Origin of the sequence: Microbacterium indicum DSM 19969, assembly GCF_000422385.1 — a bacterium.
Lineage (GTDB): Bacteria > Actinomycetota > Actinomycetes > Actinomycetales > Microbacteriaceae > Microbacterium > Microbacterium indicum.
Genome location: NZ_AULR01000001.1, coordinates 80,542 through 106,716, shown reverse-complemented (window position 1 = coordinate 106,716; position 26,175 = coordinate 80,542). Strand labels below are relative to the sequence as shown.

Here is a 26,175-nt window from a genome sequence, read left to right as displayed (position 1 = left end):
CCGCATGAAGCCCGTCCTCGCCGGCCGCAGCTACTGGTGGTACCTGCTGCCCGGACTGTTCCTCCTGACGGTGATCATCATCGTGCCGCTCGTGTGGAACGTGTACCTGAGCTTCACCGACTACCGGGGCGTCGTGGCGCCCCGGTGGTCGGGGCTCGACAACTGGATCGCCCTCTTCCAGGACCAGCGCTTCTGGCTGTCGTTCCGCAACTCGATCGCGATGATCCTCGCGATGGTGATCGCGCCGACGATCCTCGGGCTCGTGCTCGCGGCCGCGATGTTCGACGTCGTCGGCCGGAAGTTCGGCGGCCGCCTCGCGAGCTTCTTCCGCGCGACGTACTACCTTCCGCAGATCCTGCCCTCGGTCATCGCGGCGATCGTGATCGGGTGGATCCTCCGCCCCGAGAACGGCGCGCTCAACACGATCCTCGAGGCGATCGGGCTCGGCTCGCTCGCGGGCAACTGGCTCGGCGACCCGTCGACCGCCCTCGGGAGCATCATGGTCGTGCTCGTGTGGGTGCAGATCGGCTACCCCATCGTGATCTTCATGGCGGCGCTCGAGCGCGTGGACCCCGAGCTGTACGAGGCCGCCGAGATCGACGGCGCGGGCTGGTTCCGCCGCTTCGGCGCGATCACGCTGCCCATGATCCGGCCCGAGGTGTTCGTCGTCGCGCTGACCTGCACGATCGCGGCGTTGAAGGTCTTCGGGCCGGTGTACGCGCTGACGGGCGGCGGGCCGAACTTCGCGACGACCGTGCCGAGCTACTACGCCTACAGCCAGTTCTTCCAGAGCCAGCAGGTGGGCTACGGCGCCGCGATCGCGACGGCGCTGACCATCGTGATCGTCGCCGTGTCGATCGTGTTCGTCTGGGCGCAGAACCGCGCCGAGCGGAAGGAGAGTGAGCGCTGATGAGCGCGACAGCAACCCTCGTCTCGCCGGGGCGCGCGCCCCGCAACCGCAGGAGGCGCACGCCGGGCGACTGGATAGTCCTCGCCCTCGTCGCGGTCGGCGCGCTCGTCGTCGTCTTCCCGTTCCTCGTGATCCTCATCAACTCGTTCAAGTCGCCGGCCGACTACGCGTCGGGCGGCCCGCTCGACCTGCCGAGCGGCCTGTACTTCGACGGGATCGTGAGCTTCTGGAACCGGGTCGCGTTCGGGCAGAAGCTCTGGAACAGCTTCTTCATCGCGGGCGTCGTCGCGGTCATCGCGGTGATCGTCTCGGTGCTCAACGCGTTCGCGATCGGGATCGGGCGCGTCAAGGGGCGGGTCCCGCTGATCCTCGTGTTCCTGCTCGCGAACATGCTCCCGCAGGAGGTCCTGCTCTACCCCCTCTACTCGATCTTCCGGGCGGTCGGCCTGTACGACAACGTGTGGTCGGTGATCGTCACCTTCGTCGTGATCCAGAGCGCCTTCGGCACCTACCTGCTCGCGAGCGTGTTCGGCACCTTCCCGAAGGAGATCCTCGAGGCGGCGTCGCTCGACGGCGCGGGGCGGTGGCGCGCGCTGTGGCAGGTCGTGTTCCCGATCAGCCGCCCGACGCTCGGCGTCCTCATGGTGTTCTTCTTCATCTGGACGTGGAACGAGTTCCTCATCCCGCTGACGTTCCTCATCTCGAACGACAACCAGACGGTCCCCGTCGCGGTCAGCGTGCTCCAGGGCGACAGGCTCATGGACGTCACGACGACGAGCGCCTCGGCGCTCCTCGGCCTCATCCCGACGCTCGTCTTCTTCCTCATCTTCCAGCGCACGCTCTCACGCGGCATCACAGCAGGGGCAGTCAAGTAATGAAGTTCACCGACGGATTCTGGAAGCTGCGGCCGGGCGTCGACGCGCTCTACGGGCGCGAGGCGTACGACGCGTGGAGCGAGGGCGGCGTGCTGTACGCCACCGTCCCGACGTCCGTGATCTCGCGGCGCGGCGACACCCTCAACCGCCCCGTCCTGACGGTCGCGCTCTCGTCGCCTCTCCCGGGCGTGATCGGCGTCCGGATCGTGCACCACGACGGAGCCAGGCGGCGCACGAGCTTCGAGCTGCCCGGCGCGGAGGAGGGCCACGGGCGCATCGCGATCGGCGACGAGGAGGCGACGCTCACGAGCGGCGGCGTCACGGCGACCATCCGGCGCGGCGCGCCGTGGAGCCTCGTGTTCCGCGACGCCGAGACGGGCCGCATCCTGACGTCGAGCGGCGAGAAGTCGATCGGCTACGTCCGCACGGATCCGTCCGCCGTCCTCGACGGCGGCGTCACGGCACAGGCGGGGGCCGAGACCTCGCGCCCCGCCTCAGGCACCTTCGTGCACGAGCAGCTCGACCTCGGCGTCGGCGAGGTCGTCTACGGGCTCGGCGAACGCTTCGGCCCGCTCGTGAAGAACGGGCAGACGGTCGACATCTGGAACGCCGACGGCGGGACGTCGAGCGAGCAGGCCTACAAGAGCGTGCCGTTCTACCTCACGAACCGCGGATACGGCGTGCTCGTCGACGACCCGGGCCACGTGTCGTTCGAGATCGGATCCGAGGTCGTCGAGCGCGTGCAGTTCTCGGTCTCGGGGGAGCAGCTCTCGTACTTCGTGATCGGAGGCGGGACGCCGGCCGGCGTGCTCGAGCGGTACACGGCGCTGACGGGCCGCCCCGCCGCCGTCCCCGCGTGGTCGTACGGGCTGTGGCTCTCCACGAGCTTCACGACCGACTACGACGAGGCGACCGTGAACGCCTTCATCGACGGCATGCGCGACCGCGACATCCCCCTCGACGTCTTCCACTTCGACTGCTTCTGGATGCGCGAGTTCAACTGGAGCGACTTCACCTGGGATCCGCGGGTCTTCCCGGACCCGGACGGGATGCTCGCCCGGCTGCACGACAAGGGGCAGCGCGTGTGCGTGTGGATCAACCCGTACATCGGACAGCGCTCGCCGCTGTTCGCCGAGGGCCGCGAGCGGGGCTACTTCCTCACGCGGCCCGACGGATCGGTGTGGCAGTGGGACATGTGGCAGGCGGGCATGGCGATCGTCGACTTCACGAACCCCGACGCGACCCGCTGGTACCAGGATCACCTGCGCCGCCTCGTGCGGCAGGGGGTCGACGCGTTCAAGACCGACTTTGGCGAGCGGATCCCCGTCGACGTCGTCTACGCCGACGGCTCCGACCCCGAGCGCATGCACAACCTCTACGCGCAGCGCTACAACGAGGCGGTCTTCGAGGTGCTGCGGGAGGAGCGCGGCGAGGGCGACGCCGTCGTGTTCGCGCGCTCGGCCACGGCGGGCGGCCAGCGCATGCCGGTGCACTGGGGCGGGGACAACACCTCGTCGTTCGCGTCGATGGCCGAGACGCTGCGCGGCGGGCTCTCGCTCGCGATGAGCGGGTTCGGGTTCTGGAGCCACGACATCGGCGGCTTCGAGGGCATGCCCGATCCGGCCGTGTTCAAGCGCTGGGTCGCGTTCGGGCTGCTGTCGAGCCACAGCCGGCTGCACGGATCCGAGAACTACCGCGTGCCGTGGCCCTTCGACGAGCGCGAGGGGCGAGACGAGTCCGACCCGCAGAGCGCCGTGTCGACGCTGCGCGCGTTCACGCGGCTCAAGCTCTCGCTCATGCCCTACCTCTTCCAGGCGGGCCGCGAGGCGCACGAGACGGGGGCGCCCGTCATGCGGCCGATGGCGCTCGCGTTCCCCGACGACCCCGCAGCGGCCTATGTCGACCGGCAGTTCCTGCTCGGCCCCGACCTGCTCGTCGCGCCGGTGTTCTCGGAGGACGGCGAGGTCGAGTTCTGGCTCCCGTCGGGGGAGTGGACGGCGCTCGCCACGGGCGAGCGGGTGGCGGGAGGGCGCTGGATCCGCGAGACCCACGGCTTCGACAGCCTGCCGCTGTACGTGCGTCCAGGCGGCGTCGTCGTCACGGGCGACGCGGCCGACTCCGCCGAGTACGACTACCTCGCGGACCCGCTCGTCCTCGTGTCGCCGGCGGGCGAGGGGACCCGCACCGTCGAGGTCACGGCGCCCGACGGGCGGACGGGGCGCTTCGAGGTCGCGTGGGGCGACGAGGTCACGGTGACGTCGGCCGACGTCGCAGGCTTCCGGGCCGCGTTCGTCGGCGGAGAGGCGACGGCGTCAGAGGGCGGATCCGCGACGCTCACACGAGCAGGTACACCGCGCCGATGACGGTCAGTACCGTGACGACGATCTCGAACACGCGCTGATCCATGCGCTTGAGCAGGACCCAGCCCGCCCAGGCGCCGAGCAGCACCGCCGGGACGAGCACGGCGTCCATGAGGAGGGTCTGCGGGCGGATGATCCCGAGCCCGATCGAGAAGGGGAGCTTCGCGATGTTGACGGCCGCGAAGAACCACGCGGCGGTTCCGAGGAACTCGCGCATGGGGAAGCGCATCGCGAGGAAGTACATCGTCATGACGGGGCCGCCGGCGTTCGCGACCATCGTCGTGAACCCGCCGAGCGATCCGTAGGCCGCCCCCATCGCGCGGCCGCCCGGCCGAGACTCCGTCTTCGCCGGGCGGCGGCGCCGCCACAGCGTGATCCCGATCACGACGAGGAGGATGGCCCCGATCAGCCGTTTCGTCCACGCGTCGCTCGCGACGGCGAGGAACACGGATCCCGCGACGACCCCGACGAGGACGGCGGGGATGAGGGGGATCAGGGCGCGCCACCGCGCGTGGCGGCGGTGGATCAGGAGCGCCAGCACGTCTCCGCAGATGAGCAGCAGCAGGAGCGCGCCCGTCGAGGCCTTCGCCGGCAGAACCGTCGCGAAGATGGCGATCGCGAGGGTGTTGGCCCCGGGGAGCGCGGCCTTGGACAGGCCCACGAAGAGGGCACCGACGGCGAGGGCGGCCCAGGCGACGATGGAGAGATCCGGCACCGGACAACGCTATCGCCCGGAGTCGCCCCGGTAGATTCGAGGGATGCCGTTCACGCCCCACGCGCGCCCCGAGACCGCAGCCGAGTTCCGCGAGAACCTCGCCGCCGTGCGCGCGCGGGTCGACGAGGCGGCGCTCGCCGCGGGGCGCGAGGCGGGATCCGTGCGCCTCCTGCCCGTCAGCAAGACCGTCGAGCCCGACCGGCTGCGGCTCGCGGCCGAGGCCGGCGCGACCGAGCTCGCCGAGAACAGGGTGCAGGAGGCCGTGCGCAAGCACGACGCGCTCGCGGACCTCGGCGTCGCCTGGGCCGTCATCGGCCACCTCCAGACGAACAAGGCGCGTGACGTCGCGGCCGTCGCGAGCGAGTTCCAGGGACTCGATAGCCTGCGCGTCGCCGAGGCGCTCGACCGGCGCCTCCAGGCGGCGGGCCGCGGGCTCGACGTCTTCGTGCAGGTCAACACCTCGGGCGAGGATTCGAAGTTCGGCCTGGCGCCGGACGAGGTCCCGGACGTCCTGCGCCGCCTCCCCGACTTCGCCTCGCTGCGCCTCCGCGGCTTCATGACGATCGCGGCGAACAGCCCCGACGAGGACGTCGTGCGCGGCTGCTTCCGCGAGCTGCGCGGGATCCGCGACCGCGCCCGGGAAGCGGGCCTCGCGGGCGCGGGCGAGCTGTCGATGGGGATGTCGGGCGACTTCGCGCTCGCGGTCGCCGAGGGATCCGACTGCGTGCGCGTCGGGCAGGCGATCTTCGGGGCCCGCCCCGCCGTGTGACCGCGCGTCGCCCGGCGCCCGCATTCGATATCGTGGAGACGACAACAAATCGGATGGAGGGCGCCATGGCGACGCGCATGGCCGGGCTCGACGCGGTGCGGCGGGGGAACCTGGGCGAGATCCTGCGTCTCGTGCACCACTCCGGCCCGCGGTCGCGCGCGGTCCTCACGGCCGAGACGGGGCTCAACCGGTCGACGGTCGCCGACCTCGTGTCGACGCTCGCCGACGCGGGCCTCGTCGTCGAGCGGGACCCGGATCCCTCGCATCGCGTCGGCCGCCCGTCTCCCGTCGTCGTACCCGCGGAGGGCGTCGTCGCGATCGGGGTCAACCCCGAGGTCGACGCCGTCGAGATCGCGGCCGTCGGGTTCGGCGGTGCGGTCCGGCGCGAGACCCGCGAGGCCGCGGCGGCGGATCCCGCGGCACTCGCGGCGACGGTCGCCCGCGTCCTCGCCGAGTGGGCGCTCACGGAGCGCGTCGTCGGCGTGGGCGTCGCGGTGCCCGGGCTCGTGCGCGCGGAGGACGGCGTCGTGCGCCTCGCCCCGCACCTCGGGTGGCGCGACGCCGACGTCGCGGGCCCGATCGCGCGCGCGACGGGCCTCCCCGTCGCCGTCGGCAACGACGCCTCGCTGGGCGCGCGGGCCGAGCACCTCTACGGGGCCGCGCGCGGCGTCGACGACATGGTCTACCTCAACGGCGGCGCGAGCGGCATCGGCGGCGGGCTCGTGCTCGGCGGCCGGATCATCGGCGGCGCCGACGGGTACGCGGGCGAATGGGGGCAGAACCGCGCCTCAGTCGACGCCGCCGACCGCCGCACCGAGACGGCGGCGCTCGAGGACGAGGTCAACCGCCAGCGTCTCCTCGACGCGCGGGCCGACGGGGCGGCCGATGACGAGGTCGCGCGGCAGCGCCGGATCCTCGCCTCGACGCTCGCGAACGCCGTCAACGTCATCGCGCCGCGCGTGATCGTGCTCGGCGGCTTCCTCGCCGATCTCCGCGCGGCCGACGCCGCGGCCTTCGACGGCGCCGTGCGGCTGCAGGCGCTCGACGTCCCCGCCGAGCGCGTCGAGCTGCACGCCGCGCGCCTCGCGGGCCACCGCCTGCTGATCGGCGCGGCCGAGATCGCCTTCGACCGCCTCCTGGCGGATCCGCTCGGCTAGAGCCGGGCGGTCGACGAGCGCACGACGAGCTCGGCGGGCAGCCGCACGTTCTCGGCGGCCGCGTCGTCGGCCAGGAGCCGCACCATCATGTCGACCGCGGCGCGCCCCATGTCCCCGAGCGGCTGGCGCACCGTCGTCAGGCCGTGCGCCGTCGCGGCGGGGATGTCGTCGAAGCCGACGACCGAGAGGTCGCCCGGGACCGAGAGGCCGCGCTCGGCCGCGACCCGCATCATCTCGAGCGCCGAGACGTCGTTCGCCGCGAACACGGCCGTGGGCGGTTCGGGCAGCGCGAGGAGGTCGTGCGCCGCGCGCGTCGACTCCTCGGCGCGGTACCCGCCCGCCACGACGAGGTCGGGCAGGGCCGGGATGCCCGCGTCGTCGAGAGCCTCGCGGTAACCGCGCTCGCGGAGCGCCGCCGACTCCAGGTCGTCGCGGCCGCGGAGGTGCGCGATGCGGGTGTGGCCCGACTCGATGAGGTGCCGCGTCGCGGCGCGCGCCCCGTCGAGGTTGTCGGTGTCGACGGTCGCGGCCCCGCGCGCGCCCGAGTGCGGGTCGATCGCGACGATCGGGATCGACGCCTTCGGCAGCGTGACGGTGGGGGTGACGAGGATCGCGCCGTCGATCAGGGTTCCGCCGAGCCGCGAGAGCGAGCGGTTCTCCCACCCCTGGTGCGAGCCGGCCGACACCGCGCCGGCGTAGGCGAGGACGTCGTATCGCGTCGCGGAGAGCGCGTCGTTCATGCCGGCGAGGAGCTGGAGTGCGAAGGGCTCGAACTCGGCGACGAGCACGCCGATGACGTTCGTGCGGTTCCCGCGGAGCGACGCGGCGACGAGGGATCGCTCGTAGCCCAGGTCGGCGACGACCTTGAGGACGCGGTCGGTCGTGGCCGCCGCGATCCCATCGCGCCCGTTGATGACCTTCGACACCGTGGCGACCGAGACGCCGGCCGCGCGGGCGACGTCGGTGATCGTGGTGCGCGCGGGGCGCGGCAGGTCGAGCGTCATGGTCCCTCTACCGTAGCCGACGCGGACGCCGGATCGAAAACGTTATCGATAACGTTTGACACGGCGTCGTTCCGCTGTCACGATCGGTGCTGATGCCGGCGTCACCCGTCGCCGGCACGGGCGATGACCACTCGATGAGGAGACACAACGCCATGGGAATTCGACGCAGGATCTTCACCGCCGTCGCGGCCGCAGCAGCGACGACGGTCGTACTCGCCGGCTGCGCGGGCGGATCCGGAGGCGGGGGAGACGACGACACCCTCACGCTCTGGCACAACTCGACGACGGGCCCCGGCCAGCAGTACTGGGAGGACGCCGCCGCCGCGTTCGAGGCCGAGTCGGGCGTGACCGTCGAGGTCACGGCCGTCCAGAACGAGGACCTCGACGGCAAGCTCCAGACCGCCGTCAACTCGGGCGACATGCCAGACGTCTTCCTGTCGCGCGGCGGCGGGAAGCTCGCCGACATGGTCGACGCGGGCGTCGTGGCCGACCTGTCGGACTCGCTCGACGCCGACACGACGGCGGCGATCGGCGAGGGCGCGCTCAGCGCGTTCACGATCGACGGGAGCACCTACGCGCTCCCGCTCGCGGTGCTCCCCGGGGGCATCTTCTACAGCAAGGATCTCTTCGAGCAGGCCGGGATCACCGAGACCCCCACGACGATGGACGAGCTGAGCGACGCCGTCGACGCCCTCAAGGCGGCCGGCATCCAGCCGATCGCCCTCGGCGCGAAGGACGCGTGGCCGGCTGCGCACTGGTTCTACTTCTTCGCGCTGCGCGAGTGCGGCCAGGAGACGATCGAGAGCATCGCGACCGACGTCGACTTCAGCGCCCCGTGCTGGACCGCGGCGGCCCAGGACCTCGCCGACTTCGCCGACACCGAGCCGTTCAACACGGGCTTCCTCACGACCCCCGCGCAGGAGGGCGCCGGATCCTCGGCGGGCCTCGTCGCCAACCACCAGGCGGCCATGGAGCTCATGGGCGGCTGGGACGTGGGCGTCATCGCGGGCCTGACCCCCGACGAGCAGCCGCTCGCCGACCTCGGATGGTTCCCGTTCCCGTCGGTCGACGGCGGCGAGGGCGACCCCGCCGCGCTCATGGGCGGCGTCGACGGCTTCGCCTGCGCCGCGTCGGCCCCGCCGGCCTGCGCCGACTTCCTGAACTTCCTCGCGACGCAGGACCAGCAGGAGGCGTACGCCGAGGCCTACCAGACGATCCCGGCGTCGACCGAGGCGCAGGGCGCCGTGAGCGACCCCGCGCTGCAGCCGATCCTCGAGGCGTACAACGACTCGTCGTACGTCGTCACCTGGCTCGACACGCTGCTCGGGCAGAACGTCGGCAACGCGCTCAACACCGCGATCGTCGACATGCTCGCGGGATCGGGGTCGCCGCAGCAGATCATCGACACGGCGACGCAGGCCGCGGCCCGCGGCTGATCGATGTCCGTCGCAGCACCCACCGCCCCCGCCGGGGCCGGCCCGGACGCACGCGCGTCCCGGCCGGCCCCGGCGCGGCCGCGGCGCCCAGCCGACTGGCGCAAGCGCGGCGAGATCGCCCTCCTCGCGGGCCCCGCCCTCGTCGTCTTCGTCGGGTTCGTGATCTTCCCCGTCGTGATGGCGGTGTTCTACGGGTTCTTCAAGTGGAAGGGCTTCGGCTTCCCCGACGACTTCGTCGGCTTCGACAACTACGCCCAGATCTTCGCGGATCCGACGTTCCGCTCTGCGGTCGTCCACAACTTCGTGATCGTCGTCGCGTCGCTGATCCTGCAGGGACCCATCGCGATCCTCTTCGCGCTGCTGCTCAACCAGCGGATGCGCGGACGCTCGCTCATCCGCGTCCTGATCTTCGTCCCGTACGTGATCTCGGAGGTCGTCGTGGGGACGGGCTGGTCGCTCATGCTCCAGGACGCGGGCGCGATCAACTCGATGCTCGGCAAGCTCGGGCTCGACGCGCTGCAGAACTCGTGGCTCGCCGACCCGAAGATCGCGATGGGGACGCTGCTCCTCATCATCACGTGGAAGTACATCGGCTTCGCCGTCATCCTCATGCTCGCGGGGCTGCAGTCGATCCCCGAGGAGGTCTACGAGGCCGCCGCGATCGACGGAGCGGGCTTCTGGAAGACGCAGTGGTCGATCACGCTGCCGCTCCTCGGACCGACGATCCGGATCTGGGCCTTCCTGTCGATGATCGGATCGCTCCAGCTGTTCGACCTCGTCAACATCATCTGGGGCCAGTACATCGCCTCGACGGCCGGCACCTCGACGATGGCGACCTACATGTATCAGAACGGCCACCTGGCGGGGAACTACGGCTTCGGAAACGCCGTCGCCGTCGTGCTGTTCCTCATCTCGCTCGCGGTCGCCCTCGTCTACCAGCGCTACGTCCTGCGCCGCGACACCGAGGGTGCCGTCACGGGTGAGAGCGGGCGGAAGGGGAAGAAGGCGTGAGCGCCACACAGGTCGCCATCGGCGTCATCCGGCCGGGGGAGAAGCCGCGCAGGAGGAAGGGGTCCTCGGGCAGCCCGTGGGCCTACCTCATCGCGGTGATCCTCGTCGGCATCTGCATCGGGCCCGTCCTCTACATCGTCATCGGCGGCTTCCGATCGACGTCGCAGATCACGGCCGACCCCTCGGGGTTCCCTGCGCCGTGGGTCGTCTCGAACTACGTCGACGTCCTCGCGAGCGGCGCGTTCTGGACCGCGCTCGGCAACTCGACGATCTCAGCGGTCGCCACGACGGCGGGCGTCGTCGTGCTCGGGGTCATGGCGAGCTACGTGCTCGCGCGCTACGACTTCGCGGGGCGCGGGGCCATGTACTCGCTCTTCGCGGCCGGACTCATGTTCCCCGTCACGGTCGCGATCACGCCGCTGTACCTGCTGATCCGCAACCTCGGCCTCGTCAACAGCCTCGGCGGCATCATCCTGCCGCAGATCGCGTTCGCGCTCCCGACGACGATCATCATCCTCGTGCCGTTCCTCCGGGCGATCCCGAAGGAGCTCGAGGAGGCGGCGTCGATCGACGGCGCGAGTCGGCTCGGCTTCTTCTGGCGCATGGTGATCCCGCTGTCGATGCCCGGCGTCGTCACGGTCGGGATCCTCGCCTTCGTCACCACCTGGAACGGCTACATGCTCCCGCTCTTCATCCTCAACGACTCGAGCCTCTTCACGCTGCCGCTCGGCGTGCAGAGCTTCTCGTCGCAGTATTCGGTCGACACGGCGCGCGTCCTCGCGTACACGTCGCTGTCGATGATCCCCGCGCTGATCTTCTTCAGCCTCTTCGAGCGCCGCATCGTCGGCGGCCTCACGGGGGCGATCAAGGGATGACGACCGGGCACTCGGAGCGCGTCCGCGCGCTCCTCACGCAGATGACCCTCGAAGAGAAGGTCGCGCAGCTCGTCGGCTACTGGCTCGACCAGGGTGGCACGATCGCGGCCCCGATGCAGGACGAGATGGACACGACCTCGGGCACGCCGCTCGCCGAGATCACGCGGCACGGCATCGGGCACTTCACGCGGGTGTACGGCACGCGGCCCGTCGACGCCGCCGAGCGCGCCGCGTGGCTCGTCGCCGAGCAGCGCCGCCTCGTCGCCGAGACCCGGCTTGGAATCCCCGCGATCGTCCACGAGGAGATCCTCACGGGCCTCGCCGCCTGGCGCGCCGCGACCTTCCCGACGCCCCTCGCGTGGGGCGCGGCGTTCGATCCCGACCTCGTCGAGGAGATGGCGTCGCTCATCGGGGCGTCGATGCGCGAGCTCGGCGTGCACCAGGGCCTCGCGCCCGTGCTCGACGTCGCGCGCGACCCGCGCTGGGGGAGGATCGACGAGACGATCGGCGAGGACCCCTACCTCGTCGGCACCGTCGGCACCGCGTTCGTGCGCGGCCTCCAGTTGCAGGGCGTCCACGCGACGCTCAAGCACTTCCTCGGCTACTCGGGGTCGATCGGCGGGCGCAACCACGCGCCCGTGCACGCGGGACCGCGCGAGATCGCCGACGTCTTCGTGCCGCCGTTCGAGATGGCGATCCGCGACGGCGGCGCGCGGAGCGTCATGAACAACTACGCCGACATCGACGGCGTCCCCGTCGCGTCCGACCCCGCGATCTTCACGGATCTGCTGCGCGGCAGGCTGGGCTTCGACGGCGTCGTCGTGTCGGACTACTTCGCCGTCGCCTTCCTCGAGGTCATGCACCAGGTCGCGGCCGACCGCGGCGAGGCCGCCGAACTCGCCCTCACAGCCGGCATCGACGTCGAGCTCCCCACGGGCGACGCGTTCCTCGAGCCCCTCGTCGAGCGCGTGCGCTCGGGGCGGATGGACGAGGAGATCGTCGACAGGTCGGTTCTCCGGGTCCTGACGCAGAAGGAGGAGCTCGGGCTCCTGGATCCCGACGCGTTCGCGGCCGAGGCGCCGGCGGCGGTCGATCTCGACACGCCCGCCCATCGCGACGTCGCTCGCCGCCTCGCCGAGGAGTCGATCGTCCTGCTCTCCCATGACGGCGCCCTGCCGCTCGTCGACCCGCGGCGCATCGCCGTCGTCGGCCCGAACGGCGACTCGGCCGAGGCGCTCCAGGGCTGCTACTCGTTCGCGAACCACGTGCTCGCGGGGTACCCGGATCACGAGCTCGGCTTCGCGTTCCCGACCGTCGCCGACGCGCTGGCGGCCGAGTTCCCGGAGGCCGAGGTCACGACGGCGCGCGGCTGCGATGTCGAGGGCGACGACCGATCGGGCTTCGAGGAGGCCGCGGCCGTCGCGGCTGCGGCCGACGTCGCCGTCGTCGTGGTCGGCGACCTCGCGGGGCTCTTCGGGCGCGGATCCGTCGGCGAGGGCAACGACACCGAATCGCTCGAGCTGCCCGGCGTCCAGCGCGAGCTCGTCGAGCGCATCGTCGCGACGGGGACCCCCGTCGTCATGGTCGCGGTCACGGGCAGGCCCTACGCGATCGGCTGGGCGCTCGACGGCGCGGGGCCTCGGCCCGGCGCCGTGCTGCAGGCGTTCTTCCCGGGCGAGGAGGGCGCGACAGCGATCGCGCGGCTCCTCTCCGGATCCGCGGCGTTCTCGGGCCGGCTGCCCGTGTCCCTCCCGCGGTCGGCGGGGGCGCAGCCCTACCGCTACCTGCACCCCACGCTCGGCGGCCCGTCGAGCGTCACGTCGACCGACCCGACGCCCGCGCGGCCCTTCGGGTTCGGCCTCTCGCTCGCCGAGTTCGCCTACGCCGACCTCGAGCTCACGGCCGAGGCCCCGACCGGGGGATCCTTCGCGGCCGCCGTGACGGTGACGAACACCTCGGGCGTCGCGGGCACGGAGGTCGTGCAGCTCTACGCGCGCGACACCGTCGCGTCGGTCGCGCGCCCCGTCGCGCAGCTCCTCGGCTATGCGCGCGTGCCGCTCGCGGCGGGGGAGTCGAAGCGCGTCGCGTTCGACGTCCCGACGGCGCGGCTCGCGTTCTCCGACCGGCGCCTCGTGCGCGTCGTCGAGCCCGGCGCGATCGAGGTGTGGGCCGCTTCGCACGCCGAGGCGGGCTCGCGCCTCCCGGGCGCGGCGACGCCGCGCGCCCTCGTCGACCTCACGGGCGAGGTCCACGAGGTGGGGCCCGACGACCGCAGGATCGTCGACGTGCGGATCGGCTGAGCGCCCGCGCGGCGGGTCAGGGAGCGAGGACGACCTTGCCGCGCGCGCCGGCCTCCACCGCACGGTGGGCGTCGGCCGCGCGGTCGAGGGGGAACGCCTCGCCGAGCTCGACGTCGAAGAAGCCCGACGCGAGGAGGGCGAGCGCGACGGGGACGGCCTCCGACCGCCAGGCCTCCTGCTGCGGCGTGAGGGGATGGGGCGATCCGCCGCTGAAGGCGCGCAGCCCGCGCTCCACGGCCTCGGCACCCAGCACGATAGTGGCGAAGCGCTGCGCGTCGTGCACGAGCTCGAGCGACGCCTCGAAGACGCCGTCGGCGCCTGCGCAGTCGAGCACGGCGTCGACGCCGTCGGGCGCGACCTCGAGCACGCGGCCCACCAGGCCGTCGCCGTAGCGGACGGGCTCCGCGCCGAGGTCGCGCACGCGCCCTGCGCGCCCGTCGCTCGTCGTCGCGATGACGCGCGCGCCCGCGAGCACGGCGAACTGGATCGCGGCCTGGCCGACCGACCCGGATCCGCCGTGGATCAGGAGCGTCTCGTCTTCGCGCACTCCGAGCGAGCGGAGCACCTGGTAGGCGGTGCCGGCGGGGATGCCGAGGGCGGCCGCCTGGGCGGCCGAGACCCCGGCTGGGCGGACGAAGGCGTTCGAGGCCGCGACGACGACCTCGGTCGCGTAGGAGCCGAGCATGCCGCGGAACGCGACGGGGTCGCCGACGCGGAAGCCGTCGACGCCGTCGCCGACGGCCGAGACGATCCCCGCGCCGTCGTGGCCGATGCCGCGCGGCGCGGTGATCGGCTCGGTCGCGCGGGCTCCGGATCGCTCCTTGACGTCGCGCGGGTTGACCCCGGCCGCCTCGACGCGGATCGCGATCTGCCCCGCGCCCGGGGCGGGGGCCGGGATCTCGAAGAGGCTCAGGACTTCGGGGCCGCCGGTCTGGGTGTACTGAACTGCGTGCGCCATGCGCCCAACGCTACCGGCGTCAGCTCTTCCGGCGGCCGATCAGCCGCTTGAACCATCCGGCCGTCGCGACCGACCGGCGCACGTTCCCGCCGCTCGCGAGCATGCCGGCGGCGAGCCCCTGGTAGGTGGCGAAGCAGTCGTCGCACAGCGTGCGCGTGGCCGTGCGGTGGCCGGCGCCCCGGATCACGCGGCTGCACTGGGAGCATCGTGTGGTCGACATGGCGCCCACGGTACCGCGCTACTGCTTGAGCCGCACGAGGCGCTCGTGACCCGACGCCTCGATCTCGGCGACGGTCTCGCGCGAGGCGAGGAAGTCGTTGAACGAGCGGTAGCCGAGCGCCTTCTCGCTGAACGACGGATCCATGCGGCGCATGTGCTGCTTGACGGCCGAGGCGTACAGCCAGCCCTGGTCGTCGCCCTTCCCGACCCGCAGCGCGCGCTCGAGCAGCTGGGTCGCGACGGCGTGCAGATCCTCGGGGGCCGTGTCGCCGAAGCGCGGCACGTCGATCTCGTCGGCCTCGTCCGCGGGCTCCGGCGCGGGCGCGGGCTCGGCGGCCGGCTCCGGCTCGGGAGCGGGAGCCGGCTTCTCGGCCTGGCGCTTCGGGGCGCGCCGGCGGGGCTCCGCGGCGGGGCGCTTCTCGCGCTCGATCTCGGGTACGCCCGGGAGCGTGTCGTATGCCTCGAACTCGTCGCAGGCCGCGGCGAGAGACTTCGCCGTCGACCCCGCGACGCCGACGCCGACGACGAGGCGGCCGAGGCGGCGGCACCGCTGCGCGAGCGGGACGTAGTCGCTGTCGCCCGCCGCGACGACGACGTGCGTCAGGTCGGGCAGGCGGAACATGTCCTCGACGGCGTCGACCGCGAGGCGGATGTCGGCGCCGTTCTTCGCGTACGCGGCGGCCGGGAAGAGCTGCACGAGGTCGACCGCGCGAGCCACGAGCTGGCGGCGGTAGATCGCGTTGACGGGCGACGACCAGTCGGCGTACGCGCGCGTGAGGACGAGGGTCCCGTAGCTCGCGGCGAAGTCGAGGATCGCGCCGACGTCGACGGTCGCGGCGGCGAGGCGCTCCGCGATCTCGGGCTCGGTCGGGTCGTCGTGGATCCGCTGGCGGTCGCGGTGGAACGAGTTGCGCCCGTGGACGCGGTCGTACCAGCTCATGACGATGTTGTCGAAGTCGAGATACACCGCCACGCGGCCGTCGGAGTCAGTCATCTCCTCGACCCTATTCGCCCGCGCCTGGGTAGACGACGCCGATCTGCCGGCGGATCTCGTCGAGCGTCGCCATGATGTCGACGACCTCGTCGATCGGGTGGGCGGGCGACGACGTCAGCCCGTCGGCGACGAGGCGCTCGGCTTCGATCGCCTGGAACTGCATCCCGCGGCCCTCGTGGTGCGGGACGAAGCGCTCGAGGACGGATCCGTCCGGGGCGACGATCTCGAAGGGGGAGGACGCGTACCAGGTGCGCTCGATGCGGATGCGGGCGTCGGTCCCGACGATCTGCGCCGTGTTGGGGCCGGCGCCGCGCGACGAGGAAATGGTCGACGACACGCCTCCCGCCGCGTGCGTCATGGCCGTCGCGACCTCGGAGTCGGCGCCCGTGTCGAGGAGGCGGCCCGACGCCGCGATCGTCTCGGGCGCGCCCAGGATGTCCCACGCGAACGAGACGGGGTAGATCCCGAGATCGAGGAGGGCGCCGCCGCCGAGCGAGAGGTCGTTGAGGCGGTGGGCGGGGTCGGTCGGCAGCGACTGCGTGTGGTCGGCCGAGAGCGAGCGGATCTCGCCGAGGCGGCCCTCGGCGATCACCTCGTGGATCCGGCGCATGTGCGGCAGGTAGCGGGTCCACATGGCCTCCATCGCGAGGAGCCCGTGCCGCGCGGCGGCGTCGCGGATCCGGGCGGCCTCGGCCGCGTCCAGGGCGATGGGCTTCTCGATGAGCACGTGCTTCCCGGCCTCGAGCGCGAGGAGGGCGGTCTCGACGTGCTGGGGGTGGGGCGTCGCGATGTAGACGATGTCGACGCCGGCGTCGGAGGCGAGGGCGTCGTAGGAGCCGTGTGCGCGGGGGATCTCGAACTCGCTCGCGAAGCGCTCGGCGCCCTCTGCGGAGCGCGAGCCGACCGCCTGGACGTCGAGCCCCGCCGTGCGGAGGTCGCGCGTCATCGTGTGGGCGATGCCGCCCGTTGCCAGGATTCCCCATCGAAGGCTCATGGGGTCAACACTAGGGGGTTCCATTCCGCGCCTGGCGACGATAACATCGCTGAGAAGCGATAGGAGATCGACATGGCTCACGCGCACCACGAGGGGCGGCTCGGCGTCGCCGTCGCGCTCGTGTCGGGGATCGTCGTGGCACAGGTGGTCGGATCACTCGTCACGGGGAGCCTCGCGATCCTCGTCGACGCCGTGCACTCGCTGACCGACGTCGTCGGCCTCGCGGTCGCGCTCGCGGCGGCGCACCTCGCGTCGCGCCCCGCGCGCGGCGCGCGGACCTGGGGCTTCCGCCGCGTCGAGGTCCTCGCGGCCCTCGCTCAGGCCGTCCTCCTCATCGGCGCCGCCGTGTTCGCGATCGTCGAGGGCGTCGAGCGCTGGCGGCAGCCCGCAGACGTGCGCGCGGGGGAGCTGCTCGTCTTCGCGGCGATCGGGCTCGCGCTCAACCTCGCCGCCGCGCTGGCTCTCTCCTCGGGCCGCGGGGCGAACCTCAACATGCGCGCCGCGTTCCTCGAGGTGCTCATGGACGCGCTCGGCACGGTGGCGGTCGCGATCTCGGCGATCCTCATGATGACGACGGGCTTCGCGCGCGCCGACGTCATCGCGGCCTTCGCGATCGCGGCGATGATCCTGCCGCGCGCGGGCCTGCTCGTGCGCGACGCCGTGCGGATCCTCATGGAGTTCGCGCCGCGCGGCCTCGACCTGGACGCGGTGCGCGCTCACCTGCTCGCGATGGAGCACATCGAGGACGTGCACGACCTGCACGCGTCGACGGTCTCGACGGGGCTCGACACCCTCTCGGCGCACGTCGTGCTCGACGACGCGTGCTTCCGCGACGGCCACGCGCCCGAGCTCCTCGACGCGATGAGCGCGTGCGTCGCCGAGCACTTCGACGTTCCCGTGACGCACACGACGTTCCAGCTCGAGACCGCCGGCCACCACGGGTCAGAGCCCGAGCTTCACCCCTGACGCACGCGCTCGGCGGCCGAGAACAGCGCGGCGAGCGGCTCGGCGTCGGTCAGCGAGAACACCGACGAGCGGCCCTCGGCGCGCGACGCGACGAGGCCCTGCTCGCGGAGGCTCGCGAGGTGCTTCGAGACCGTCGACTGCGCGAGGCCGAGGTGCTCGGTCAGCTCGGCGACGTTGTGCTCCCCGAGGCCGAGATGCTGCAGGATCGCGAGGCGGGACGGATCCCCGAGGCTCCGGAAGAACGCCGCGGCGCCCACCGTGTCCTGGTCCTCGCGCATCGCCATGTGACGATGATAGTCATTCTCCTGCGGATCCCGGCCCCGAGGGGCGGGGTCAGAACGCGTCGATCGCGGCGTTGAACGTCGCCGACGGGCGCATGACGGCCGACGCCTTCGCGCCGTCGGGACGGTAGTAGCCGCCGAGGTCGGCCGGCTTCCCCTGCACCGCGACGAGCTCGTCGACGATCGTCGTCTCGTCGGCCGCGAGCCGCTCCGCGAGGGGAGCGAAGGCGGCGGCGAGCTCGGCGTCGCGCGTCTGCGCCGCGAGCTCCTGCGCCCAGTAGAACGCGAGGTAGAAGTGCGACCCGCGGTTGTCGATCGTGCCGAGCTTGCGGCCCGGCGAGCGGTCCTCCTCGAGGAAGGTCGAGGTCGCGGCGTCGAGGGTGTCGGCGAGGACCTGGGCCTTCGCGTTGCCCGTCGTGTTCGCGAGGTGCTCGAGCGACGCGGCGAGGGCGAAGAACTCGCCGAGCGAGTCCCAGCGCAGGTAGTCCTCGGCGATGAGCTGCTGCACGTGCTTCGGCGCCGATCCGCCCGCGCCGGTCTCGAACAGGCCGCCGCCCGCCATGAGCGGGACGATCGACAGCATCTTCGCCGAGGTGCCGACCTCGAGGATCGGGAAGAGGTCGGTGTTGTAGTCGCGCAGCACGTTGCCCGTGACCGAGATGGTGTCGAGGCCCTGGCGGATCCGCTCGAGCGAGAACGTCGTGGCCGCGGCCGGCGCGAGGATCCGCAGGTCGAGCCCGTCGGTGTCGTGCTCGGGCAGGTAGGCGTTCACCTTCGCGATGAGGTTCGCGTCGTGCGCGCGGTTCTCGTCGAGCCAGAACACGGCCGGGGTCCCCGAGAGGCGGGCGCGCGTGACGGCGAGCTTGACCCAGTCGCGGATCGGGGCGTCCTTCGTCTGGCAGGCGCGCCAGATGTCGCCCTTCTCGACGGCGTGCTCGAGGACCGTCTCGCCCGCCGCCGTGACGACGCGCACGGTGCCGTCCGCGGGGATCTCGAAGGTCTTGTCGTGCGAGCCGTACTCCTCGGCCTTCTGCGCCATGAGGCCGACGTTCGGGACGGTGCCCATCGTCGAGGGGTCGAGGGCGCCGTTCGCGCGGCAGTCGTCGATCGTCGCCTGATAGATCCCGGCGTACGACGAGTCGGGGATCACCGCGAGGGTGTCGTGCTCGGCGCCGTCGGCGCCCCACATGTGCCCGCCGATGCGGATCATCGCGGGCATCGAGGCGTCGACGATGACGTCGCTCGGCACGTGCAGGTTCGTGATGCCCTTGTCGCTGTCGACCATCGCGAGGGCGGGGCCCTCGGCGAGGCGCGCGTCGAAGGCGGCGCGGATCTCGGCGCCGTTCTCGACCTGGGCGAGGCCCTGGAAGATCGCGCCGAGGCCGTCGTTCGCCGACAGGCCGGCGGCGGCGAGGGCGTCGCCGTGCTGTGCGAAGACCGGCGCGAAGTAAGCCCGCACGACGTGGCCGAAGATGATCGGGTCGCTGACCTTCATCATCGTGGCCTTGAGGTGCGTCGAGAACAGCACGCCCTCCTCCTGGGCCCGCGCGACGGCGCCGGCGAGGAAGGCGTCGAGCGCCTTCGCGCTCAGGAAGGTCGCGTCGACGACCTCGCCCGCGAGCACGGGGAGCGACGGCTTGAGGATCGTCGTGGCGCCGTCGGCGGCGACGAGCTCGATCCGCAGCGTGTCGTCGGCGGGAGAGACCCACGACTTCTCGTTCGAGAAGAAGTCGCCGCCGCTCATCGTCGCGACGTTCGTCTTCGAATCGGCCGACCAGGCGCCCATGCGGTGCGGGTGCGCCTTCGCGTAGGCCTTCACGGCGCCGGGGGCGCGGCGGTCGCTGTTGCCCTGGCGGAGGACGGGGTTAACGGCGGATCCCTTGACGCGGTCGTAGCGCGACGCGACGTCCTTTTCCTCGTCGTTCTGCGGATCCTCGGGCAGGTTCGGGAGGTCGTAGCCGAGGGCCTGGAGCTCGGCGATCGCCGCCTTGAGCTGGGGGACCGACGCCGAGACGTTCGGGAGCTTGATGATGTTCGCCGAGGGGTCGTTCGCGAGGGCGCCGAGCTCGGCGAGGGCGTCGCCCACGCGCTGCTCGTCGGTGAGGCGCTCGGGGAACTGGGCGAGGATGCGGCCCGCGAGGGAGATGTCGCGGGTCTCGACGTCGACGCCGGCCTTGCCCGCGTACGCCTCGATGACGGGGAGCAGCGAGTACGTCGCGAGAAGCGGAGCCTCGTCGGTGTGCGTGTAGATGATCGTGGACATGCGATGGCGCTCCAGTGGGTCGACGCGTGTGAGGTATCTCGACCCCAAGATACCCGCCGATCCGGCGCCCGCTACGCCGCCGGGGCGGCCTCGAGGAGGGCCCGCGCGAGATACGGGCTGAGGGTTCGCGCCCACGTCGCGGTGATGTGGCCCGCGGCGTCGCGGTAGACGATGTCGCCGCCGATGATCGAGGGGCAGGTCGCGCCGCACGCGTACAGGTCGGTGAGGTCGACCACGGGCGCGCCGGCGGCCTCGGCGGCGTCGACGAGCGTGTGATCCGTGAGCGCGGTCGCGGCATCGGTCGCGCAGTCGCTCCCGGGGGTCGCGCCGACGCGTGTCGTGCACGCGACCGACTCCTCGTCGGCGAGCGGGTTGTCGGCGACCGCGACGATGGTCGACCCCGCCGCCTGCACCTTCTCGATCATCGCCTGCTGGGGCGCGGCGTCGAGCGCGACGCCGCGGGACGACGCCGCGATGACGAGGTCGTAGTCGCCGGACGTGACGCGCTCCTCGATCGCCGCGCGGGCGTTCCCGCAGTCGCCCGTCGCGGCGACGTCGGCGAGCTGGCAGCCGCGCCCGACGTAGGTGTCGAGCGACCAGCCGAGGGCGGCGAGCTGCGGCTCGAGCGCGGGGAGGAGGGCCGCGGCGTGGCTGTCGCCCACGAGGGCGACCTTCCGGGCGCCGGGATCGTCGGATCCGTAGTGGCACGTCTGCATCTCCTGGCCCTGGACCGAGTAGCAGACGTACGCCCCTCCCGTGTCGGCGGCGATGTCGGCGGGCGCGAGGGCGTCGAAGGTCGCGTCCGCGCACGCCTCGGGGTTCGCGGTGGATCCGGCGCCCGCGCAGTCGACGGCGAGGGCCGACGGATCGGCCGGGTCGATCGTCTGCACGGGGGCGGCCGCGGCCGCGGGCTCCTGGTTCGGGATGACGGCGTTCGCCCCGATCGCGGCGACGAGGACGACGGCGAGGCCCGCGAGCGTCGGGAGGGCGGCGCGCGTCGGACGCCAGCCGCGGAACCAGGTCGCCCGCCGCGCGGGGTTCTCGACGAGGTGGTAGCTCAGGACCGAGAGGACGAGCGTCAGGGCGATCGCCGCGGCGCCGTAGCGCACGGATCCCTCGGGCAGGACCGAGAGCAGCAGGATCGCGACGGGGAAGTGCCAGAGGTAGAGGCTGTACGAGACATCGCCGAGGTACGTCGCGACCTGGTTGCGCAGGATCCACGGGGCCGGCTGATCGGTGGTCGCGTCGGCGCCCGCGAGGACGACGAGCGCCGAGGAGACGACGGGCAGCAGCGCGAGGGGCGCGGGCCAGAGGGGCGAGTCGCCCGAGACGACGAAGAGCGAGAGCAGGATCCCGGCGAGGCCCAGGTAGGCGAGGATCCGCCGGCTCGAGCGGCGCATGACGACCTCGGGGAGGAACGCGAGGAGTGCGCCGATGCCGAGCTCCCAGGCGCGCGAGAAGGTCGAGAAGTACGCGAAGGCGGGGTTCGTCGCCGTCTCGTACAGCGCCCAGGCGAACGACGCGGCGGTGAGGACGCCGATCGCGATCGCCGCGAAGCGCTTCGTGCGGCTGAAGCGCCACCCGGCGCGCAGGGCGAGGACGACGATGACGAGCATGACCCACGGCCACACGAGGTAGAACTGCTCCTCGACGCCGAGCGACCAGAAGTGCTGCAGCGGCGACGGGGGAGTGCCCTGCTGGAAGTAGTCGGTCCCCTGGACGCCGAAGCGCCAGTTGCCGACGAAGAGGGCGCTGAAGACGCCGTCCCAGACGACCTCGCGCGAGTCGGTGGGGCTCAGGAGCACGCGCGCGAAGAGGACCGTGGCGAGGACGACGATCGCGGCGGCAGGGAGGATCCGCTTGGCGCGGCGCGCGTAGAAGCGCGTGAACGAGATGGATCCGGTCTTCTCGGCCTCGCGCAGCAGCAGGCCCGTGATGAGGTAGCCGGAGAGGACGAAGAACACGTCGACGCCGACGAAGCCCCCGCTCGGCCAGGCGAACACGTGGTCCAGGATGACGACGACGACCGCGATCGCGCGGAGCCCCTGGATGTCGAGGCGCTGCCGCCGCTGCGGGGCTGCCGAGGAAGAACTCATCCCGGCGACCCTAGCGCCGCAAGTCGCCATTTCTCCGTGTTTTCCCCACCCCTGGGGTGGGGAAAACACGGAGAAATGGCGACTCAGGGGCGGAGGGCCTTCGCGATGCGCTGGACCGAGACGGTCTCGGCCGTGCCGAGGCGCTGGGCGAAGAGGCCGACGCGGAGCTCCTCGAGGAGCCAGCGCGCGCGGACGAGCGGCTCCGGGGCGCCGTCCGGCAGCGGGATCGCGCCGCCCGCCTCGACGAACGCCGCGTGTGCGCGCTCGAACTCCGTCATCCAGGTGCGGTCGCGGCCCGGCGCGTCCGGCAGCTGCGCGAGGCGCACCTTCATCCCCTCGAGGTAGCGCGGCAGGTGGCGCAGGCGCTCGGATCCCGTCTCCCTGACGAAGCCCGGGTGGAGCAGCCCGTCGAGCTGGCCGCGCACGTCGTTCAGCGCCCCGAGGAGCGCCATCGAGTTCGCCCCCTTCATCGCCCGCTCGACCTCGCGGGCGAGCGTGAGGATCCGGGCAGCGAGCGACACGAGGTCGAACACCGCGTCGACCGACGACGCGCTGACCTCGGCGCGCAGCGCGTCGAACTGCGCGCGCGTGCGCACCGTGCCGTGCCGCGCGATGACCGCGTCGGCGACGGCCGCGCGGCAGTCCTCGATCACGGCCTTCGGCGAGGGATACGGCGACGCCGCGAGCGCGAGCTTCTCGTTCGCCTTCAGGTGCTCCTGGATGTACGAGACGGGCGAGGGCACCGTGAGGAGCAGGAGACGGCGGATCCCCGCCCGCGTGGCGCGCTCGGCGTCCTCGGCCGTCGCCTCGACCCGCACCGCGACGGAGTCCTTCTCGTCGACGATCGCGGGGTAGCCGCGCACGACGCCGCCCGCGACCTTCGTGTCGACGACGGCGGGCAGGTCGCCGAACGACCACTCCGTGAGCCCGGATCGCTCGAGCGAGGGCGGCGCCGTCTGCGCGACGCGCTGGGGCCCGGGCCCGCGCCGGCCCGCCGGCCTCTCGAGCTGCCGCGCGACGGCGTCGCGGGCCCTCCCCGCCAGCCGTGCCTGGAGCTCGGCGAGGTCGCGGCCGGATCCCGCCGTGCGGCCGCGGGCGTCGACGGCGCGGAACGACATGCGCAGGTGGTCCGGCACGCGGTCCCACTCGAAGTCGGCCTCCGTGACGGGCTGGTTGGCCTGCCTCTGCACGAGCCGGGCGAGCGCGCCCGCGAGCGTCGTCGACGGCCGGCCCGCGTGGTTCTCGGGCCCCTCCTCGGCCAGGTCGGCCGCGAAGCGCTCGGCCCAGTCGGCGGCGGGCACGACGTTGCGGCGGATCGCCTTGGGAAGCGCCCGGAGGAGCGCCGTCACGAGCTCGTCGCGCATGCCGGGCACCTGCCAGTCGAAGCCCGACGCGTCGAGGGAGGCGAGGAGCGGAAGCGGCACGACGACCGTCACGCCGTCGTCGTCGGCGCCGGGCTCGAAGCGGTAGGCGAGGTCGAGGGTCTGATCGCCCTGCGTCCAGCGCGGCGGGAAGTCGCGGGCATCGGACGACGCGTCGCCGTCGAGGAGGTCGGCCTCGCGCATCGTCAGGAGGTCGGGGGCGTCGCGCAGCGCGCCCGCCCACCACTTCTCGAACGAGCGCACGTCGAAGACGTCGGCCGGGACCCGCGCCTCGTAGAACGCGAACACGGCCTCGTCGCCCGCGAGGATGTCGCGGCGCCTCTCGCGCTCCTCGAGCTTCTCGAGGCGGCGGCGCAGATCCTCGTTCTGCCGCAGGAACCGCGTCAGGGGCTTCGGCAGCCGCGAGGGATCCCATTCGCCCTCGACGAGCGCGTGCCGCACGAACATCTCGCGCGCGGCCGCCCGATCGATCCGGGCGAACTGCACGGTGCGCCGCGGCACGATCTCGACGCCGTACAGCGTCACCTTCTCGTTCGCGACGGCCGCGCCCTGGTCCTTCGACCAGTGCGGCTCGGACACCTGCTGGCGCACGAGGTCGCCGGCGAGCTCCTCGGCCCAGGCGGGGTCGATCTGCGCGACGGTGCGGGCGAAGAGGCGCGAGGTCTCGACGAGCTCGGCGGCCATGACGGCCTTGGGCTTCGCCCTCCTGAGCCCGGATCCCGGGAAGATCTGGAACGACACGTTCCGCGCGCCGCGGTAGGTCGCCGACGCGCGGCCGCCGCGCGCGCCCTCGCCCTTGCGCGTCTCGCGCTCGTCGAGCACGCCGATCTGCGAGAGGAGGCCCGCGAGCAGCGCGCGGTGGATCGCGTCGCCCTGCGCGTGTCCCTCGGGCGTCGGCGAGGATCCGCCCCGCGTCAGCGAGCGCAGCTGGCGGTGCACGTCGAACCACTCGCGCACCCGCACGTAGTTGAGGAAGTCGCCGCGCACCTCGCGGCGGAACGCGCCCGACCCGAGCTCGCGCTGCCGCTCCCGCAGGTGGTTCCACAGGTTGAGGAGGCTGAGGAAGTCGCTCGTGGGATCCGTGAAGCGCGCGTGCGCCTGCTGCGCCTTCTCGCGCTGGTCCTCCGGCCGCTCGCGGACGTCCTGCACGCTGAGCCCCGACACGATCGCGAGCACCTCGTCCTCGACGCCCGTGCGCCGCGCCTCGACGAGCATGCGCGCGAAGCGCGGGTCGATCGGCAGGCGGGCGAGCTCGCGGCCGATCTTCGTGAGCCGCGGATCGGCCCCGCCCCGCCCGAGCGACACCGCCCCGAGCTCCACGAGCAGGTCGAACGCCGCCTTCACGCCTCGCGAGTCCGGCGGTGTCAGGAACGGGAAATCCGTGACGTCGCCGAAGCCGAGCGAGAGCATCTGCAGGATCACCGATGCCAGCGAGGTGCGCAGGATCTCGGGGTCGGTGAACGCGGGGCGCTTCTCGAAGTCGTCCTCGGCATAGAGCCGGATCGCGATGCCCTCGCTCGTGCGGCCGGCGCGGCCGGAGCGCTGCTGCGCCGAGGCCTGCGAGATCGGCTCGATCGGCAGCCGCTGCACCTTGGCGCGGTTCGAGTAGCGCGAGATGCGGGCCGTGCCGGCGTCGATCACGTACTTGATCCCCGGGACCGTCAGCGACGTCTCGGCGACGTTCGTCGCGAGGATCACGCGCCTCCGGAGGCCCGCGACCTTCGAGCGCTCGAAGACCCGGTGCTGCTCGGCGGAGCTGAGGCGGCCGTACAGGGGGAGGACCTCGGTCTTCACGGTCCCGCCGCGGAAGGCGCCCGACACGGCGTCCATCGCGTCGCGGATCTCGGCCTCGCCGGGCAGGAACACGAGGACGTCGCCGGCGGGCTCCCGGTCGAGCTCGCGGAGCGCCGCGACGACCTGGTCGGGCTCGTCCTCGGAGTCCTGCGGCTCGCGGTAGCGGATCGTCACGGGGTACGTGCGGCCCGACACCTCGATGATCGGGGCGGGCGTGCCGTCGGGCTCGGCGAAGTGCCGGGCGAAGGACTCGGGGTCGATCGTCGCCGACGTGATGACGACCTTGAGATCGGGCCTCGTCGGCAGCAGCCGCTTGAGGTAGCCGAGGAGGAAGTCGACGTTGAGCGAGCGCTCGTGCGCCTCGTCGACGATGATCGTGTCGTACTTCGACAGCGAGCGGTCTCGGCTCAGCTCGTTGAGCAGGATCCCGTCGGTCATGAGCGCGATCCGGGTGTCGTCCGACACCTGATCTGTGAAGCGCACCTTGTAGCCGACGGCGCCGCCGAGCTCGACCTGCATCTCCTCGGCGACGCGCTCGGCGATCGTGCGCGCGGCGATGCGGCGGGGCTGCGTGTGGGCGATCGAGGTTCGGCCGAGCTCGAGGGCGATCTTCGGCAGCTGCGTCGTCTTGCCGGATCCCGTCGCGCCCGCGACGATCACGACCTGGTGGTCGCGGATCGCGTCGGCGATCTCGCCGCGCGCCGCGCTGACCGGCAGCTCGGGCGGGTAGGAGATCACGGGTTCGGAAGACACAGCTCTCCAGTCTATTCCGCGGTTTCGGGCCGCGATCGGGGCGCCGACACATGGCCGTCACTC

Annotated in this window: 20 protein-coding genes; 10 read left to right on the top strand and 10 right to left on the bottom strand. The window is 72.4% G+C overall.

Translation table 11 applies throughout. From position 1 onward, the window contains the following. The first annotated feature begins 4 nt into the window (after nucleotides 1–4). The 3 genes from H576_RS13725 to yicI are packed head-to-tail and all read left to right on the top strand — an operon-like array spanning nucleotide 5 to nucleotide 4,148. On the top strand, nucleotides 5–910 hold the full coding sequence (locus H576_RS13725) for a carbohydrate ABC transporter permease (protein ID WP_036318547.1): 906 nt from the start codon (nucleotides 5–7) through the stop codon (nucleotides 908–910). After that, on the top strand, nucleotides 910–1,785 hold the full coding sequence (locus H576_RS0100455; RefSeq protein WP_029149282.1) for a carbohydrate ABC transporter permease: 876 nt from the start codon (nucleotides 910–912) through the stop codon (nucleotides 1,783–1,785). The genes H576_RS13725 and H576_RS0100455 overlap by 1 nt, the downstream gene beginning before the upstream one ends. Further along, nucleotides 1,785–4,148, top strand: a complete 2,364-nt coding sequence (gene yicI / locus H576_RS0100450; RefSeq protein WP_029149281.1) for an alpha-xylosidase — start codon at nucleotides 1,785–1,787, stop codon at nucleotides 4,146–4,148. The genes H576_RS0100455 and yicI overlap by 1 nt, the downstream gene beginning before the upstream one ends. Here the strand turns inward: yicI and H576_RS0100445 are convergent. Next, a complete protein-coding gene (locus H576_RS0100445; RefSeq protein ID WP_029149280.1) occupies nucleotides 4,120–4,860 on the bottom strand; it encodes a sulfite exporter TauE/SafE family protein in 741 nt (246 codons plus the stop codon). The genes yicI and H576_RS0100445 overlap by 29 nt on opposite strands. 43 nt (nucleotides 4,861–4,903) lie before the next feature. Here H576_RS0100445 and H576_RS0100440 point away from each other — a divergent pair, with 43 nt between their 5' ends. Both H576_RS0100440 and H576_RS0100435 read left to right on the top strand, forming a co-directional pair. After that, on the top strand, nucleotides 4,904–5,629 hold the full coding sequence (locus tag H576_RS0100440) for a YggS family pyridoxal phosphate-dependent enzyme (RefSeq protein WP_029149279.1): 726 nt from the start codon (nucleotides 4,904–4,906) through the stop codon (nucleotides 5,627–5,629). A 65-nt stretch (nucleotides 5,630–5,694) separates the two neighbouring features. After that, on the top strand, nucleotides 5,695–6,786 hold the full coding sequence (locus H576_RS0100435; RefSeq protein WP_029149278.1) for an ROK family transcriptional regulator: 1,092 nt from the start codon (nucleotides 5,695–5,697) through the stop codon (nucleotides 6,784–6,786). Here H576_RS0100435 and H576_RS0100430 read toward each other — a convergent pair. Continuing rightward, complete coding sequence (locus tag H576_RS0100430; RefSeq protein ID WP_029149277.1) at nucleotides 6,783–7,790, bottom strand: LacI family DNA-binding transcriptional regulator; 1,008 nt, start codon at nucleotides 7,788–7,790, stop codon at nucleotides 6,783–6,785. The genes H576_RS0100435 and H576_RS0100430 overlap by 4 nt on opposite strands. Nucleotides 7,791–7,942: 152 nt before the next feature. Between H576_RS0100430 and H576_RS16530 the strand changes: the two genes are divergently transcribed. The 4 genes from H576_RS16530 to H576_RS13715 are packed head-to-tail and all read left to right on the top strand — an operon-like array spanning nucleotide 7,943 to nucleotide 13,412. Then, nucleotides 7,943–9,226 (top strand): extracellular solute-binding protein, encoded by a 1,284-nt coding sequence (locus H576_RS16530; RefSeq protein ID WP_051171942.1) that lies wholly within the window; start codon nucleotides 7,943–7,945, stop codon nucleotides 9,224–9,226. 3 nt (nucleotides 9,227–9,229) lie between these two features. Continuing rightward, on the top strand, nucleotides 9,230–10,237 hold the full coding sequence (locus H576_RS16525; protein WP_051171940.1) for a carbohydrate ABC transporter permease: 1,008 nt from the start codon (nucleotides 9,230–9,232) through the stop codon (nucleotides 10,235–10,237). Then, a complete protein-coding gene (locus tag H576_RS0100415) occupies nucleotides 10,234–11,112 on the top strand; it encodes a carbohydrate ABC transporter permease (protein ID WP_051171938.1) in 879 nt (292 codons plus the stop codon). Before H576_RS16525 ends, H576_RS0100415 begins: the two co-directional genes overlap by 4 nt. Continuing rightward, the gene (locus H576_RS13715; RefSeq protein WP_036318544.1) at nucleotides 11,109–13,412 is read left to right on the top strand and encodes a beta-xylosidase/alpha-l-arabinosidase; all 2,304 of its coding nucleotides are present in this window, start codon (nucleotides 11,109–11,111) and stop codon (nucleotides 13,410–13,412) included. The genes H576_RS0100415 and H576_RS13715 overlap by 4 nt, the downstream gene beginning before the upstream one ends. 16 nt (nucleotides 13,413–13,428) lie before the next feature. Here the strand turns inward: H576_RS13715 and H576_RS0100405 are convergent, their stop codons facing one another. The 4 genes from H576_RS0100405 to H576_RS0100390 are packed head-to-tail and all read right to left on the bottom strand — an operon-like array spanning nucleotide 13,429 to nucleotide 16,577. Beyond that, entirely contained in the window at nucleotides 13,429–14,370 is a 942-nt protein-coding gene (locus tag H576_RS0100405) for a quinone oxidoreductase family protein (protein WP_029149274.1), read from the bottom strand. Between the two features lie 19 nt (nucleotides 14,371–14,389). Continuing rightward, complete coding sequence (locus H576_RS16520; protein WP_156888045.1) at nucleotides 14,390–14,590, bottom strand: hypothetical protein; 201 nt, start codon at nucleotides 14,588–14,590, stop codon at nucleotides 14,390–14,392. An 18-nt stretch (nucleotides 14,591–14,608) separates the two neighbouring features. After that, the gene (locus H576_RS0100395; protein ID WP_029149273.1) at nucleotides 14,609–15,583 is read right to left on the bottom strand and encodes an NYN domain-containing protein; all 975 of its coding nucleotides are present in this window, start codon (nucleotides 15,581–15,583) and stop codon (nucleotides 14,609–14,611) included. 10 nt (nucleotides 15,584–15,593) lie between these two features. Then, nucleotides 15,594–16,577: a Gfo/Idh/MocA family protein gene (locus H576_RS0100390; protein WP_036318541.1), complete on the bottom strand. Its 984-nt coding sequence runs from the start codon at nucleotides 16,575–16,577 to the stop codon at nucleotides 15,594–15,596. A gap of 72 nt (nucleotides 16,578–16,649) precedes the next feature. On the opposite strand from H576_RS0100390, the gene H576_RS0100385 reads away from it, so the two are divergent. Continuing rightward, a complete protein-coding gene (locus tag H576_RS0100385) occupies nucleotides 16,650–17,543 on the top strand; it encodes a cation diffusion facilitator family transporter (RefSeq protein ID WP_029149271.1) in 894 nt (297 codons plus the stop codon). On the opposite strand, the gene H576_RS13705 is transcribed toward H576_RS0100385, so the two are convergent. The 4 genes from H576_RS13705 to hrpA form a co-directional block, all read right to left on the bottom strand. Continuing rightward, nucleotides 17,534–17,827 carry an ArsR/SmtB family transcription factor gene (locus H576_RS13705; protein ID WP_084502285.1) on the bottom strand — a complete coding sequence of 98 codons (294 nt, stop codon included), beginning with the start codon at nucleotides 17,825–17,827 and terminating at the stop codon, nucleotides 17,534–17,536. The genes H576_RS0100385 and H576_RS13705 overlap by 10 nt on opposite strands. 49 nt (nucleotides 17,828–17,876) lie before the next feature. Continuing rightward, complete coding sequence (locus H576_RS0100375) at nucleotides 17,877–20,087, bottom strand: NADP-dependent isocitrate dehydrogenase (protein ID WP_029149270.1); 2,211 nt, start codon at nucleotides 20,085–20,087, stop codon at nucleotides 17,877–17,879. A 71-nt stretch (nucleotides 20,088–20,158) separates the two neighbouring features. Further along, nucleotides 20,159–22,183: an acyltransferase family protein gene (locus H576_RS13700; protein WP_036318539.1), complete on the bottom strand. Its 2,025-nt coding sequence runs from the start codon at nucleotides 22,181–22,183 to the stop codon at nucleotides 20,159–20,161. 83 nt (nucleotides 22,184–22,266) lie between these two features. Next, nucleotides 22,267–26,112, bottom strand: coding sequence for an ATP-dependent RNA helicase HrpA (gene hrpA / locus H576_RS0100365; protein WP_036318536.1), 3,846 nt, complete (start codon nucleotides 26,110–26,112; stop codon nucleotides 22,267–22,269). Nucleotides 26,113–26,175: the final 63 nt, after the last annotated feature.

Excerpts from the sequence above, each read along its gene's own strand:
- H576_RS13725 (WP_036318547.1), top strand. The coding sequence starts at position 5 with ATGAAGCCCGTCCTCGCCGGCCGCAGCTACTGGTGGTACCTGCTGCCC.
- H576_RS0100455 (WP_029149282.1), top strand. The coding sequence starts at position 910 with ATGAGCGCGACAGCAACCCTCGTCTCGCCGGGGCGCGCGCCCCGCAAC.
- yicI (WP_029149281.1), top strand. The coding sequence starts at position 1,785 with ATGAAGTTCACCGACGGATTCTGGAAGCTGCGGCCGGGCGTCGACGCG.
- H576_RS0100440 (WP_029149279.1), top strand. The coding sequence starts at position 4,904 with ATGCCGTTCACGCCCCACGCGCGCCCCGAGACCGCAGCCGAGTTCCGC.
- H576_RS0100435 (WP_029149278.1), top strand. The coding sequence starts at position 5,695 with ATGGCGACGCGCATGGCCGGGCTCGACGCGGTGCGGCGGGGGAACCTG.
- H576_RS0100430 (WP_029149277.1), bottom strand. The coding sequence starts at position 7,790 with ATGACGCTCGACCTGCCGCGCCCCGCGCGCACCACGATCACCGACGTC.
- H576_RS16530 (WP_051171942.1), top strand. The coding sequence starts at position 7,943 with ATGGGAATTCGACGCAGGATCTTCACCGCCGTCGCGGCCGCAGCAGCG.
- H576_RS16525 (WP_051171940.1), top strand. The coding sequence starts at position 9,230 with ATGTCCGTCGCAGCACCCACCGCCCCCGCCGGGGCCGGCCCGGACGCA.
- H576_RS13715 (WP_036318544.1), top strand. The coding sequence starts at position 11,109 with ATGACGACCGGGCACTCGGAGCGCGTCCGCGCGCTCCTCACGCAGATG.
- H576_RS0100405 (WP_029149274.1), bottom strand. The coding sequence starts at position 14,370 with ATGGCGCACGCAGTTCAGTACACCCAGACCGGCGGCCCCGAAGTCCTG.
- H576_RS16520 (WP_156888045.1), bottom strand. The coding sequence starts at position 14,590 with ATGTCGACCACACGATGCTCCCAGTGCAGCCGCGTGATCCGGGGCGCC.
- H576_RS0100395 (WP_029149273.1), bottom strand. The coding sequence starts at position 15,583 with ATGACTGACTCCGACGGCCGCGTGGCGGTGTATCTCGACTTCGACAAC.
- H576_RS0100390 (WP_036318541.1), bottom strand. The coding sequence starts at position 16,577 with ATGAGCCTTCGATGGGGAATCCTGGCAACGGGCGGCATCGCCCACACG.
- H576_RS0100385 (WP_029149271.1), top strand. The coding sequence starts at position 16,650 with ATGGCTCACGCGCACCACGAGGGGCGGCTCGGCGTCGCCGTCGCGCTC.
- H576_RS13705 (WP_084502285.1), bottom strand. The coding sequence starts at position 17,827 with ATGGCGATGCGCGAGGACCAGGACACGGTGGGCGCCGCGGCGTTCTTC.
- H576_RS0100375 (WP_029149270.1), bottom strand. The coding sequence starts at position 20,087 with ATGTCCACGATCATCTACACGCACACCGACGAGGCTCCGCTTCTCGCG.
- H576_RS13700 (WP_036318539.1), bottom strand. The coding sequence starts at position 22,183 with ATGAGTTCTTCCTCGGCAGCCCCGCAGCGGCGGCAGCGCCTCGACATC.